At 68.7% G+C, this 12913-nt stretch carries 11 protein-coding genes; 3 read left to right on the top strand and 8 right to left on the bottom strand.

The annotated features are described in order from the left end of the window. Window positions 1-75: 75 nt before the first annotated feature. Genes ureE through ASD15_RS20620 form a run of 5 tightly spaced genes read right to left on the bottom strand, consistent with a single transcriptional unit; the run spans window position 76 to window position 3938 of the window. Window positions 76-615, bottom strand: coding sequence for an urease accessory protein UreE (gene ureE, locus ASD15_RS20640; protein ID WP_057156916.1), 540 nt, complete (start codon window positions 613-615; stop codon window positions 76-78). A gap of 10 nt (window positions 616-625) precedes the next feature. Further along, window positions 626-2326 carry an urease subunit alpha gene (gene ureC, locus ASD15_RS20635; protein ID WP_057156915.1) on the bottom strand — a complete coding sequence of 567 codons (1701 nt, stop codon included), beginning with the start codon at window positions 2324-2326 and terminating at the stop codon, window positions 626-628. A 3-nt stretch (window positions 2327-2329) separates the two neighbouring features. Continuing rightward, window positions 2330-2656 carry an urease subunit beta gene (locus ASD15_RS20630; RefSeq protein WP_057156914.1) on the bottom strand — a complete coding sequence of 109 codons (327 nt, stop codon included), beginning with the start codon at window positions 2654-2656 and terminating at the stop codon, window positions 2330-2332. Between the two features lie 10 nt (window positions 2657-2666). Further along, window positions 2667-2969, bottom strand: a complete 303-nt coding sequence (locus tag ASD15_RS20625) for an urease subunit gamma (RefSeq protein ID WP_057156913.1) — start codon at window positions 2967-2969, stop codon at window positions 2667-2669. A gap of 9 nt (window positions 2970-2978) precedes the next feature. Further along, on the bottom strand, window positions 2979-3938 hold the full coding sequence (locus tag ASD15_RS20620; protein ID WP_082552006.1) for an urease accessory protein UreD: 960 nt from the start codon (window positions 3936-3938) through the stop codon (window positions 2979-2981). Between the two features lie 217 nt (window positions 3939-4155). On the opposite strand from ASD15_RS20620, the gene ASD15_RS33320 reads away from it, so the two are divergent. The 3 genes from ASD15_RS33320 to ASD15_RS20605 all read left to right on the top strand — a co-directional run bounded on the left by ASD15_RS33320 (window position 4156) and on the right by ASD15_RS20605 (window position 8554). Then, window positions 4156-5592, top strand: a complete 1437-nt coding sequence (locus tag ASD15_RS33320) for a sodium:proton antiporter (RefSeq protein WP_057156912.1) — start codon at window positions 4156-4158, stop codon at window positions 5590-5592. Between the two features lie 63 nt (window positions 5593-5655). Next, window positions 5656-7287 (top strand): hypothetical protein, encoded by a 1632-nt coding sequence (locus tag ASD15_RS20610; RefSeq protein WP_057156911.1) that lies wholly within the window; start codon window positions 5656-5658, stop codon window positions 7285-7287. A 94-nt stretch (window positions 7288-7381) separates the two neighbouring features. Further along, entirely contained in the window at window positions 7382-8554 is a 1173-nt protein-coding gene (locus tag ASD15_RS20605) for a hypothetical protein (protein WP_057156910.1), read from the top strand. On the opposite strand, the gene ASD15_RS20600 is transcribed toward ASD15_RS20605, so the two are convergent. The 3 genes from ASD15_RS20600 to ASD15_RS20590 all read right to left on the bottom strand — a co-directional run bounded on the left by ASD15_RS20600 (window position 8551) and on the right by ASD15_RS20590 (window position 12889). After that, window positions 8551-8778 (bottom strand): hypothetical protein, encoded by a 228-nt coding sequence (locus tag ASD15_RS20600; RefSeq protein WP_057156909.1) that lies wholly within the window; start codon window positions 8776-8778, stop codon window positions 8551-8553. The two genes, ASD15_RS20605 and ASD15_RS20600, sit on opposite strands and share 4 nt — an antisense overlap. Window positions 8779-8849: 71 nt before the next feature. Next, entirely contained in the window at window positions 8850-10616 is a 1767-nt protein-coding gene (locus tag ASD15_RS20595; RefSeq protein ID WP_057156908.1) for a DUF885 family protein, read from the bottom strand. Between the two features lie 8 nt (window positions 10617-10624). After that, window positions 10625-12889, bottom strand: coding sequence for an EAL domain-containing protein (locus ASD15_RS20590; RefSeq protein ID WP_057156907.1), 2265 nt, complete (start codon window positions 12887-12889; stop codon window positions 10625-10627). Between the last annotated feature and the right edge of the window lie 24 nt (window positions 12890-12913).

The following is a 12913-nucleotide window of genomic DNA, read 5'->3' as shown; positions in this document are numbered from 1 at the left end:
GCAGGCAGCGCAGGTCCGCAGGGCGGGTTAGCCGGCGCGGCGTATCCCGCCCTGCCGCGGCGACGCGACGCGTGCTCATGCCGCACTGTCCCCGGGACGGTGTATTTTTTGGCGCAGCGGAATGGGGGCCAAGGGATGGCCGCCGTGGGCGTGGCTGTCGTGGCTGTGGCCATGGCCGCCGCCGTAGGCACCCGATTCCGGTTCGAATGCGGCGTCTTCGGCCACCACGGTGGCGCCCAGCCCGGCCAGCATCTCTTTCAGCACCGCGTCCGCGCGGATGCGCAGGAAGCCGTCGCCCACCTGCGCCTGCGTGTGGCGGTTGCCAAGGTGGAAAGCGCAGCGCAGCAAGGTGTGGGGGTCGGCGCAGGTGACCTTGTAGGTCGGTTCGCGCGCGGCCACCACCTGCACCACCTTGCTGCGGTCTTCGCCCACCAGCAGGTCGCCGTCGCGCAGCACCGTGCCGCGCACGGTGAATACGCCCACTTCTTCGCCGTTGCTGAGCACCGCGCGCAGGCGGCATTTTTCGCGCAGCTCGTAAGGCAGCACCAGGCGCGCGGACGGTTGCACCGCGCCGGGGCCGGCGCTGGCGGGCAGTTTGGTATGGAGGGTAAACATGCAGGCCTCGTCAGAACAGGAAATAGCGCTGCGCCATCGGCAGCACGGCGGCCGCTTCGCAGACCAGCAACTGGCCGTCGGCGCGCACTTCATAGGTTTCGGGATCGACTTCCATGTGCGGCGTGGCGCCGTTGTGGATCATGTCGCGCTTGCGCAGGGTGCGCATGTTTTTCACGGCGATGGTCTGCTTCTGCAGCCGCAGCTGGCCGCCGATATCGGCGTCGAACGCGGCCTGCGACACAAAGGTGAAGGACTTGCGCAGCCCGCCGCCGTAGGCGCCGAACATCATGCGGTAGTGCACCGGCTGCGGCGTGGGAATCGACGCGTTCGGGTCGCCCATCTGCGCGGCGGCGATCATGCCGCCCTTCAGTATCATGGACGGCTTGACGCCGAAGAAGGCCGGCTTCCACAGCACGATGTCGGCGATCTTGCCCACTTCCAGCGAACCGACCACGTGCGAAATGCCGTGCGTGATGGCGGGGTTGATGGTGTACTTGGCGATGTAGCGCCGGGCGCGGAAATTGTCGTGCCGCGCGCTGTCCTCGGCCAGCGATCCGCGCTGTACCTTCATCTTGTGTGCGGTCTGCCAGGTGCGCATGATGACCTCTCCCACCCGGCCCATGGCCTGCGAGTCCGACGACATCATGGAAATGGCGCCGATGTCGTGCAGGATGTCCTCGGCGGCGATGGTCTCGCGCCGGATGCGCGATTCGGCAAAGGCCACGTCCTCGGCGATGGCCGGGTCGAGGTGATGGCACACCATCAGCATGTCGAGGTGCTCGTCGAGCGTGTTGACCGTGTAGGGCCGGGTCGGATTGGTCGACGAGGGCAGCACATTGCCCTGCCCCACCGCCGCGATGATGTCCGGCGCATGCCCGCCGCCCGCGCCTTCGGTGTGGAAGGTGTGGATGGTGCGGTCCTTGAAGGCGGCCAGCGTGTGCTCCAGGAAGCCGCCCTCGTTCAGCGTGTCGCTGTGGATGGCCACCTGCACGTCGAGCCGGTCGGCCACGGACAGGCAGTTGTCGATGGCGGCCGGAGTGGTGCCCCAGTCCTCGTGCAGCTTCAGGCCGATGGCGCCGGCCCGGATCTGCTCCTCCAGCGGTACGGGCTGGCTGACATTGCCCTTGCCGAGAAAGCCCAGGTTCATGGGGAAAGCGTCGGCCGCGCTCAGCATGGCGTGCAAATGCCAGGGACCGGGCGTGCAGGTGGTGGCGGCGGTGCCCACGGCCGGGCCGGTGCCGCCGCCCAGCATGGTGGTCACGCCGCTCATCAAGGCTTCCTCGATCTGCTGCGGGCAGATGAAGTGGATGTGCGAGTCGATGCCGCCGGCGGTGACGATCAGCCCTTCGCCGGCGATGATCTCGGTGGCCGCGCCAATCGCCATGGTCACGCCGGACTGGATATCGGGATTGCCGGCCTTGCCGATGGCGGCGATCAGGCCGTTCTTCAGGCCGATGTCGGCCTTGACGATGCCCCAGTGGTCCAGGATCACCGCATTGGTGATGACGGTGTCCATCACCTCGGCGTGCGGGCGCTGCGACTGGCCCATGCCGTCGCGGATCACTTTGCCGCCGCCGAATTTCACTTCCTCGCCGTAGATGGCGTAGTCGTGCTCGATCTCGATGAACAGTTCGGTGTCCGCCAGGCGGATGCGGTCCCCGGTGGTGGGGCCGTACATTTCGGCATAGGCGGCGCGCGGGATGGTGGCCATGTTTTACGCTTTCGGCGGAGTGTCGGCCAGCTTGCCGTTGACGGCGCCGTTAAAGCCGTGCACCACGCGGTCGCCGGCCAGCTTCACCAGTTCGATGGTGCGGGTCTGGCCCGGCTCGAAGCGCACGGCGGTGCCGGCGGCGATGTTCAGGCGCATGCCGTAGGCTTTCCAGCGCTCGAACCCCAGCGCGGGGTTGACCTCGAAAAAGTGGAAGTGCGAGCCGACCTGGATCGGGCGGTCGCCCCGGTTGGCGACGACGACGGTGACGGTTTCACGGCCCTGGTTGAGGCCGATCTCTCCTTCTTCGAGCATGAATTCACCAGGGATCATGATGTGCTCCTTAAGGTATGGGGTGGTGTACGGTGACGAGCTTGGAGCCGTCGGGGAATGTCGCTTCGACCTGGATGTCGGGGATCATCTCGGGCACGCCCTCCATGACGTCGGCGCGCGTGAGGATCTGCGCGCCGTCGGACATGAGTTCGGCCACGCTGCGGCCGTCGCGCGCGCCTTCCATGATGGCGGCGCTGATCAGCGCCACCGCTTCCGGATAGTTCAGTTTCAGGCCGCGCGCGCGGCGGCGCTCGGCCAGCAGGGCGGCAGTGAAGATCAGCAGCTTGTCTTTTTCGCGTGGGGTCAGGTCCATATTCTTGTCCTAGGTGCGCCAGCTGCGCGGGTCGAAGGGGGCGCGGCCGAGCAGTGCCGGCCGCAGGGTGCGCCAGGCTGCCAGCATGATTTCACGGGCGGCCTCGCTGTCGTCGCCGAGGTAGCGCACGGCCAGCAGGCCTTTCATTTGGGTGGCGCCGAATACGGCTGCGCTGGAGGCGGCGCCGGGCATGGCGGAGCCGCTGCCGGTCGCGGCGGCGCCGTCGCGGCGGATGGCGGCCAGCACGCTGGCCGGCAGCGGGGCGCCCACCGCCAGCAAGGTGGCGCACACGCTATGCCCGTCCATGCCCAGCGGGCTGGCGATGCCGTGCGGCGTGAGCGCACCCTGCTCCCACCACAGCAGCCGCGCGCCCTGGCGGATGCGGGTGCGCTGCGCCACGCGGCCGCTGCGGAAGGTTTCGCCCGACGCGCGCCGGCCCATGCACAGGATTTCGCAGCCGATGTAGCTGGCCCCCGCCTCCAGCGTGATGTCCTGCGCCAGTTCCACGCGGGCGTCGTCAAAGAAAATGGTTTCCTGCGGCAGCCACTCGATGGCGGCGCCGGCGCCCGCGTGCAGGCGCACCGTCTGGCGCGACACCTTGCCGTTGGCCTTGTACCACTTGGCCGCGCCGGGGGTGGTCAGGAAGGCGTGCGCGCCCTCGCCCACCGTGGCGCTCAGTTCGAGCTTGTCGCCGCCGACCACGCCGCCGGGAGGATGGACGATGATGGCATGGCAGACCGCGCCGCCTTCCGGGTACAGCGGCTTCTGCACGCGCAGCGGGCCGCTGTGGCGGCGCTCCACCAGGCGCGTGGTGCCCTGGTCGTCGGCGAACCGCAGCGACAGGCTGGCCTGCCACGGCGGATGCGCAGCGTCCGCCCCGGCCGGTGGGGCGACCGGGGCGGTGCTGGAGGCGCTCATCGCGCTGGTAGCGCTATACAGCGGGTCTGCGCTGGCGGCGGTGTCGGGCATGCGGCGGATTTCTGGTCTCGTTATGTACTGGACATGCATTACGCAAGTAGCATGCCAGCACTTGCGTGCTTTTACCTCGCCGCTGGCTGGACGGAGCGCACCAATTCGGACCGCACGCACCAACTTGGCGCAAGGCCGGTCCGCCCCCCTTCGCCCGCCGCCCGTCCCGCAGCAATGCCGCGCCATTGCAGCAAAGCACAGCGTATATTGTTCCAGCATGAGTACCACTCTCTGGTTCATCCTGATCGGCTGCCTGATGCTGGCGCGCGGACTGGCCGCCACCACGCTGGCGCGCCTGCCCGTCACCTCGGCTATCGTCTATCTGGGCGTGGGGCTGGCGCTGGGGCCGGCCTTCTTCGGCGTGTTCGCGGTCGATCCCTATGCCGAGGCCGGCGTGCTGGAAGTGATGACCGAACTGGCGGTGCTGATTTCCCTCTTTTCGGCCGGCGTGAAAATGCCGGTGCCGTTCTCGCTGGCGCGCTGGGCGCCGTCGTTGCGCCTGGCGTGGCTGTCGATGAGTATTTCGGTAGGGCTGATGGCGGCCTTCGGCACGCTGGTGCTGGGCCTGCCGCTCGGCGCGGCCGTGCTGCTGGGCGCCATCCTGGCGCCGACCGACCCGGTGCTGGCCACCGATGTGCAGGTGCGCCACGCCGGCGACCGCGACCAGCTGCGCTTCGCCCTGACCAGCGAAGCCGGCATGAACGACGGCAGCGCCTTCCCCTTCGTGATGCTGGGGCTGGGCTTGCTGGGCCTGCACGAGCTGGGCGACTTCGGCTGGCGGTGGCTGGCAATGGATGTCCTGTGGGGCACGATGGGCGCGGTGTTGATCGGCATCGCGGGCGGCGCGGCGCTGGCGCAGCTGGGCTGGGCGCTGCGCAACACCGATCCCAGGCACGACGTGCTGGACGACCTGGTGGGCCTGGGGCTGATTGCGGTGGTGTACGGCGCCTGCCTGTGGCTGCACGCCTGGGGCTTCCTGGCGGTGTTCTTCGCCGGCGTGGCGCTGCGCCAGCGCGAGCTGGTGCTGGCGGGCGCCGGCAAGGACCGCCATGGCTTGCTCAAGGAGCCCTGCGCGGGCCAGGCGGCGGCAGGCGCGGCCACGCAGCAAGCACCGGGCGCCGCCACGCTGGCAGCAACGGGCGCGGCGGCGGCCGCCAGCCAGGGCGAAGCACGGCCCGGCGCGTCCCATGCGCCGGCACCCACCGCTACCGCTGCCGGTCCCGCAGCGGCAGCGGCGGAAACGCCGGCCGAAGCGCCGCTCACCGTCAGCGGCGAATCGCTGATCTTCAAGGAGCACCTGGAGCGGCTGTCGGAACTGACGCTGGTGCTGCTGCTGGGCGGCGCCGTCACGGCGCAGGCATGGGATTGGCGCGCCTGGAGCACGGCGCTGTTCCTGTTTGCGGTGGCGCGGCCGCTGAGCGTCTACCTGGGCCTGGTGCGCTCCACCGTACGCGGCCGGGTGCGCGGCATCAGCGCCTGGTTCGGCGTGCGCGGCATCGGCTCCGTGTACTACCTGATGTACGCGATCAACCACGGCCTGCCCCAGGCACTGGCGCGGGAGCTAATCGACATCACGCTGGTGGTCATCATGCTGTCCATCGCGGTGCACGGCATCAGCGTCAAGCCCCTGTTCGACCGTTTCTGGAGCGACTAGGCCGGCCCTGCCGGAGTTGCCTATATGATATTATCCGCCCTTTCATCTTTCAGGCGAATCCGCATGCGCCCACCGGGCATTGCTTTATTACTGCTACTGCTGCAAGCATCCGCCGCAGCCGAAGTCGATGTCCAGCTGAAACTGCTGTCGCCTGAGGCGCTGGAAGTGAGCTACACGCTGCCCGCCGCATGCCGCGCACTCCCCTTCGCCAAGCATGGCGACGCCGGACGCGCCACGCGCGAAGCCTGGCAGGCGCTGGACGGCTGCGGCACGGCCGGCGCCGGCGAGCTCGCCCGCCAGGACGCCGCCTGCTCCACCCTGCGCTTCCGCGTGCCCGCCGCCACCCGCCAGGCCGGCTACCCGGCCGCCTTCCCGATGGGCCAGGGCTTGTACGCGCACCTGTCGAACTACGCCGTGGGCGACGGCTGCGGCAAGGTGAACTACCGCTTCGCCGCGCCCGGCATCGCCGTCAACGGCCGCAGCTACGAGCACGCCGCCGAGGCGCAGTCCGGCGCCGACACCGCCGCCCTGCTGCTGGCCGCCCCGCTGGCGCAGCCAGGCGCCGAAACGCCAAGCTACTTCGATCCGCGCTTGCCGGCGGCCACCGTGGCCCACATCGGCATGGTGGCCGCCGGCACGGTGGGCTACCTGCGCAAGGCGCTGCCGGACGCCGTCTTCCAGCGCCCCATCGTCGCCGCCGCCTACGTGGCGGCCCCGGGCGGTGTGTATATAGGCGGCGACGCCAGCGACGTGCTGCGCCTGGCGCTGTACAACTGGCCGCGCGCCCCTTCCGCCGCCGACCAGGCCAAGGCCACGCTGCTGGTGGCGCACGAATTCAGCCACCGCTTCCAGCTGCGCGACGCCGTCGACGACTATCCCGACGCGCGCCTGATCCACGAAGGCGGCGGTGAATTCCTGCGCTGGATGGCCTCGATCCACAACGGCTGGCTGACGCCGGCGCAGGCCGCCGAAGAACTGGACGACGCGTTGGCCACTTGCATCCTGTACAGCGAACCGAAAAGCTGGCGCGCACTCACGCCGCGCCAGGTCGGCGGCAACCGGCTGGAGTACAAGTGCGGCCTGCCCGCGTACGTCTACGCGCTCGCTGCGCGCCAGGGCCAGGGCAGCGCCATGGCGCGCATCAATGGCTTCTACCGCAGCCTCCGGCAAGGGGCCCGGCCCGATTTTGCCCACGCCATGGAATGCGGCGCAGGTGCGGCCGCAACCCCGGCCTGCCAGCCGCGCTGGCTCCCCAAGCTGCTGGGCGCGGACGGCTCCATGGAACAACAATGGGACTCCATGCTGGACAGCACTGCCCTGGCCACGCCGCAGCCGCCCACGCAAGCCATGCGCGACGCCATGGTGCTGCGCGCTGTCGTCAAGCTGATGCAGGACGATTGCGGCGGCCGCAGCGGCACCACCGAAACGCCGCACGGCGTCATCCTGGACGGCATGAAAGCCTGCAAGACCTTCCTGCAGGAAGCCCATGCGACCACCATCGAAGGGCTGCCCGTGTTCGGCCATCCCGGCACCGGCCAGGCGATGGCGGCGGCCTGCACCGCGCGCCGCCAGGTGCTGCTCGGCCTGCAGGACGGCGGCACGCTGGCGGTGCCGTGCCAGCACCCCTACCGCATGCGGCAACAGTTCCACCGCGCCGACATCGACAAGGTGCTGAACGCGCTGCGGGCTGGGTAAAGCGCAACAAAAATCTGCAGCACTATTGACGCATTCGTAGTCCCGCCAGCTAACGGCGTGAAATATTGGTCACTCCCCTCGTCCCGGAGTACCGATGATTTCCTTCCTGCATCAAGCCTGGCACAGAGCGGCCTGGTCCAACTGGCTATCGCTGCTGCTGCACTTCGCCTTCTTCTGGATGGTGGCGGCGGCCAGCTTTTCCGGCTATATCGGCAAATGGGGCCTGCGCGACAACACCCCGCGCTTCTCGCTCGAAGCCATGCTGGAGGCCACCGCCGACCGTCCCTTCGTTTACCGCCAGCTGCTGCCGCTGATCGCCAACGCCGCCGACCGGGCAGTGCCCGAGCACATCAAAGCCCGCGTGGCCGACAAGCTCAATCCCAGCAAGGTCTACGTCAAGACCTACGGCGCGGCACGGCCGGCCTACGGTTTCCGCTACGTGGTGGTGTACTACCTGTCGTTCCTGTCGCTGCTGGGCAGCCTGTTCCTGCTGCACCGCATCGCGCTGGACGCCGGCACGGGCCGGCTGGCGGCCATCTTCGCGCCGACCGTGCTGTCGCTGGCCTTCCCTTACATGCAAACGCTGGGCGGCTATTTCTACGACACCGCCGAACTGCTGTTCTTCTGCCTGGCCTACCTGCTGGTGTCGCGCCGCCGCATCGCGTGGTTCTTCGCCATGCTGATCCCGGCCACGCTGAACAAGGAATCGTTCTTCTTCTATATCATCACGCTGCTGCCGCTGCTGCTGGCCGCGTATCCGAAGACCAAAGCCGTCGCCGCCACGGCGGCGGCGGTGCTGGTGTCCGGACTGGTGAACGTGGCCGCCAAGCTGCAGTTCGCCGCGGCGGGCGGAACCCCGGTCGAGCTGCATCTGGCCGACAACCTGGTGGCCTACCTGTCGCCGCAAACCTATAGCCAGATGGAGCTAACGTACGGCATCATGGGGCCGCGCCAGGCTTTTGTACTGACGCTGGTGCTGATTGCCGCCGTGGTCACGCGCGGCTGGCGCGCCAGTCCCAAGCAAGCGCGCCAGCATATCCTGCTGGCGGCAGCCATCAACCTGCCGCTGTTCGCCGCCTTCGCCGCCGTGGGCGAGTTGCGCAACCTGAGCCTGATGTATGTGGGCTTTACGATTCTGATAGGCAAGGCACTGGAAGCCGAGCCCGTGGCGCAGCCGGTGGCGGTCAGGCAGGCCGGGCGAATCGTCCAGCCCGGGCACTTGCAGCAGGCGCCCGAGACGCCCCCAGCACGCCGCGAATCCAGCTAAATGCCGTACTCGGCGGCCGCTTTGGCGGCCCACACCGCCTGGTCGCGGCTGGGGAAAGGCTGGTCGTAGTCATCCACCTCGCCGTCCGGGCCGACAAAGCAGGTCCACCAGCCCGCGTCGTCATGCCGGATGGCAATGCAGTTCGGTTTGCAATGTTCCAGCACGGCTTCGCCATCGTCCAAGGTGACAATGGCAACGCCGCGGTGCGTGATTTTGCTTGCCATGGGGAGTCCTTTCAGTCGTCCCTACAGTGTAGTCCGCCCCGCGCGCGGCCGCAAAGCAAACCGTAGCGCGCTCACTCGTCCTTGGGATACGGGCTCTTGCCGCCTTCCGCGATGAAAGTATCGATGCGCGCATGCAGCACCGGCAGCGGCACCGAACCCAGGTTGAGCACCGTGTCGTGGAAGGCGCGGATGTCGAATTTCGGCCCCAGCGCCGCTTCCGCCTTCTTGCGCGCCTGCTGCACCGCCATCTGTCCCAGGTAGTAGGACAGCGCCTGGCCAGGCCAGGAAATATAGCGGTCCACCTCGGTGGTGACTTCGTGCTCGGACAGCGCCGTGTTCTCGCGCAGGTAGGCCTGGGCCTGCGCGCGGGTCCAGCCCTTGGCGTGCACGCCGGTATCGACCACCAGGCGCGACGCGCGCCAGGCCTGGTAGCTCAGCATGCCGAAAATTTCGTACGGCGTCTCGTAGATGCCCATTTCCACGCCCAGCCGTTCGGTGTACAGCGCCCATCCCTCGCCGTAGGCCGAGATGTAGGCGTTGCGGAAGGCCGGACGGCCTTTCTGTTCCAGCGCGATCGGCATCTGGAAAGCGTGGCCCGGGGCCGACTCGTGCAGCGTCAGCGCCGGCAGGCTGTACAGGGGGCGCGCCGGCAGGTTGTAGGTGTTGACCATGTAGACGCCGGGGCCGCCGCGGCCGGAGGTATAGTACGGCGCAATGTCCGGCGCCACCGGAATGATGGCGAAGCGGCTGCGCGGCAGGTAGCCGAAGTAGTCGCCCACCTTGGCGTCGAAGCGCTTGGCCACGTAGGCCGCGCGCATCAGCAGCTCCTCCGGGGTGCGCGCGTAAAAGCGCGGGTCGGTGCGCAGGAACTGCAGGAATTCCGGCAAGCCGCCCTGGAAACCGACCTGCTTGATCACCTCCAGCATCTCGGCGCGGATCTTGGCCATTTCGGCCAGGCCGGTCTGGTGGATCTGCTCGGCGCTCAGCGATGTGGTGGTGTACTCGCTGATCTTGGACTGGTAATACGCTTTGCCGTCGGGCAGGCGCTCGGCCGCCAGCGCCTCGGCCGCGCCCGGCAGGTACTCGGTGCGCAGGAAGGCCAGCAAGCGCTGGTGGGCCGGCACCACCGACTCGCGCAGCGCCTTGAGCGCGGCGGCGCGCAGCTCGGCCTGGCGCGCGGCCGGGATGGCGGCCGGCATGTCCTTGAACGGCCGGTAGAAGGCCAGTTTCTCCAGCGTCTTTTCCTCGGCCACGGCGGCCACCGATTTGTCGCGTCCCAACAGCGTCACGCGCGGCGGCGTGAAGCCGCGCTGCAGGCCCGCGCGCATATTGGCGGTGGCCTCGGCGAAGTAGCGCGGCATGTCGTTCAGCTGCCGCACGTAGGCCGCGTATTCGGCCTCGCTGCGGAAACTCTTGTCGGCCTCGCCGGCGATGTTGGACCAGAAGGCCGAATCGGAGTTGAGCGGCTTTTCGTATTCGCGGAAGCGCTGGTTCTCGATCAGCGCAGCGATCTGCGCGCGGTACACCGCGTAATCGATGCGCTGCGCCGGCTCCAGCGCGGCCACCGGGATCGCGTCCAGCCTGGCCAGCACACGCTGCCAGTAAGCCAGGCGCGCCTGCTGGGTGGCGGCGTCGATGCGCGGCAGGTCGGGCCGGATGCCGTTGACATCGTCCTCCTCGTCCTCCAGGCGCTGGGCCATGCGCCATTGCCACTCCTCGGTGTAGAGCGCCTTGAAGGCGGCGCTTTCGCCGGCGGCATGGGCGGGCAGCGCGGGAACGGTGGCAGCGCCCAGCGCCAACAGCACGCCGGCGGCCAGGGAGGCAGCGGTTCTCTTCATGGACTTCCTTATTCCGGTAACAGGTTGAGCAAGCGCTTTTCACGCAGCAGCGCGGTATAGGCGCCGGCCGCCAGCGGCCGGCTGAAGTAGTAGCCCTGCATTTCGTCGCAGCCGTGCGCCGCCAGGAACTCGACCTGTTCGCGCGTTTCCACGCCCTCGGCGATCACGCGCATGTTCAGGTTGTGCGCCAGCGAGATCACCGACAGCGCGATGGCCGCGTCGCTGGCCTTGGTGGTCACGTCGTCGACGAAGGATTTGTCGATCTTCAGCACGTCGATCGGGAAGCGTTTCAGGTAGGCCAGCGAGGAGTAGCCGGTACCGAAATCGTCCAGCGAAATGGCCACGCCGATATCCTTCAATCGGCCCAGCGCGGCCACCGCCTTGTCCGGATCGCCCATCACCGTGCCTTCGGTGATCTCCAGCCCCAGCGAGGCCGGCGGCACGCCGTGGCGGCGCAGCGCCTGCTCCACGCTGGCCACCGTGCTGTCGTGCGCGAACTGGCTGCCGGCCAGGTTGACCGCCACCTTCAGCGTGCCCAGGCCCTGCGCCTGCCAGGCCGCGATCTGCGCGCACACGGTGTCCAGCACCCAGACACCGATGGCGGAAATCAGGCCGTACTCCTCGGCCAGCGGGATGAAGCGGTTGGGCGGCACCTGGCCCAGCACCGGGTTGTGCCAGCGCAGCAGCGCCTCCGCGCCCAGCATGGTCCCGGTGCGCAAGCACATCTGCGGCTGGTAGTGCACCTCGAACTCGCCGCGCGCAATGGCGCCGCGCAGCTGCGCCTGGATGGCCAGCTTGGCGCGGATGTCGGCGTCCATGCGCTCGGTGAAGAAGGCATAGTTGTCGCGGCCGACCTCCTTGGCGCGGTACAGCGCGGTGTCGGCATTGCGCAGCAGCTCGTCGAAAGTGCTGCCGTCGGCCGGGCACACGGCAATGCCGATGCTGGTGGTCAGTCCCAGGTGCTGGGTGGACAACTGGGGCGATGGCTGGGCAGCTTGCGCCGCCCCCTCGGCTGCCGCCATGGCCAGCGGCAAGCCGTCGCGCAGCCCGGCCAGGATGGCTTGCGCGGCGGCCACGGTGGCGCCCAGCTGGGCGTCGTCCGGCACGATGATCTGGAACTCGTCGCCGCCCTGGCGCGACACGGTGGCCCCGTCCGGCACGCAGCTGCGCAACAGGCGCGCCACCGCTTGCAAGGCCTGGTCGCCGACCGGCGCGCCGTAGGAATCGTTCACGCTCTTGAAGCGGTCCAGGTCCAGGCACATCACGCCCACGCACTGGCCGTTGCGCTGCGCGGCCGCTTGCGCCTCGTCGAAGCACTGGCGCGCCAGCAGCCGGTTGGGCAGGCCGGTCAGCGCGTCGTGGTAGGACAGGAAGTCGATCATGTGCTGCTCGGCCTTGCGCTCGGTGATGTCCATGAACACGACGATGTAGTTCTCCACCTCGCCGTTGGCGCCGGCCACGGTGGACACGCTCAGCAGGCCGGGGAAGGTGGCGCCGTTCTTGCGCCGCGCCAGCATCTCGCCCGACCAGTGGCCATGGCCGGCCAGCGCCGCCATCATGGCGTGGTAGGCACTGGTGTTGTGCTGCACGGTCTGCAGGGTGCTGACATGGCGCCCCACCATCTCGCTGCTGTCGTAGCCTGAAATGTCGGTGAAGGCCGGATTGGTGGCCACGATGGTGCCGCCGGCGTCGGCGATGACGATGGCGTCCTGGGTGGCGGCGAACACGCGCGCGGCCAGGCGCAGCGTGTCCTCGTTGGCGCGGCGGCGCTCCACCTCGCGCTCCAGCGAGGCGGCCAGCTCGGCCAGCTCGGCGGTACGCTCATGCACGCGCAGCTCCAGGTGGGCGCGTTCGGCGGCCAGCGCCAGCTGCGCGCGCCCCAGGCGCACCTGGGCATCGGTGCGGGCCAGGATTTCCTCGGCCTGGAACGGCTTGGCGATGAAGTCGGCGCCGCCCAGCGCAAAGCCGCGCACCTTGTCGTCCGTGTCGTGCTGGGCGGACAGGAAAATCACCGGCACATGGGCCGTGGCCGGCGAGGATTTCAGGCGGCGGCACACCTCGAAGCCGTCGATGCCGGGCATGCGCACGTCGAGCAGGATCAGCTCCGGCGGGCGCGACTGCACCGTCCACAGCGCCAGCTCGCCGTTGGGCGCCTGGCGCACGTAGTAGCCGGCCTCCGTCAACAGGTCGCTGAGCAGCTTGAGCGAAGCCGGCGTGTCCTCCACGATCAACACTTCGCCCTTGCTGCCTTGTTCCGACAAATCCCGATGCATCGCCTTGCGTCCTCTCCTGATCCA

Source organism: Massilia sp. Root351, assembly GCF_001425045.1.
Lineage (GTDB): Bacteria > Pseudomonadota > Gammaproteobacteria > Burkholderiales > Burkholderiaceae_D > Rugamonas.
Note: the sequence above shows the minus strand (reverse complement) of the source record. Positions and strands in the feature narration are given on the sequence as shown.

Bases quoted from the DNA above. Each gene is read 5' to 3' on its own strand.
- ureE (WP_057156916.1), bottom strand. From the start codon at position 615: ATGTTTACCCTCCATACCAAACTGCCCGCCAGCGCCGGCCCCGGCGCG.
- ureC (WP_057156915.1), bottom strand. From the start codon at position 2,326: ATGGCCACCATCCCGCGCGCCGCCTATGCCGAAATGTACGGCCCCACC.
- ASD15_RS20630 (WP_057156914.1), bottom strand. From the start codon at position 2,656: ATGATCCCTGGTGAATTCATGCTCGAAGAAGGAGAGATCGGCCTCAAC.
- ASD15_RS20625 (WP_057156913.1), bottom strand. From the start codon at position 2,969: ATGGACCTGACCCCACGCGAAAAAGACAAGCTGCTGATCTTCACTGCC.
- ASD15_RS20620 (WP_082552006.1), bottom strand. From the start codon at position 3,938: ATGCCCGACACCGCCGCCAGCGCAGACCCGCTGTATAGCGCTACCAGC.
- ASD15_RS33320 (WP_057156912.1), top strand. From the start codon at position 4,156: ATGAGTACCACTCTCTGGTTCATCCTGATCGGCTGCCTGATGCTGGCG.
- ASD15_RS20610 (WP_057156911.1), top strand. From the start codon at position 5,656: ATGCGCCCACCGGGCATTGCTTTATTACTGCTACTGCTGCAAGCATCC.
- ASD15_RS20605 (WP_057156910.1), top strand. From the start codon at position 7,382: ATGATTTCCTTCCTGCATCAAGCCTGGCACAGAGCGGCCTGGTCCAAC.
- ASD15_RS20600 (WP_057156909.1), bottom strand. From the start codon at position 8,778: ATGGCAAGCAAAATCACGCACCGCGGCGTTGCCATTGTCACCTTGGAC.
- ASD15_RS20595 (WP_057156908.1), bottom strand. From the start codon at position 10,616: ATGAAGAGAACCGCTGCCTCCCTGGCCGCCGGCGTGCTGTTGGCGCTG.
- ASD15_RS20590 (WP_057156907.1), bottom strand. From the start codon at position 12,889: ATGCATCGGGATTTGTCGGAACAAGGCAGCAAGGGCGAAGTGTTGATC.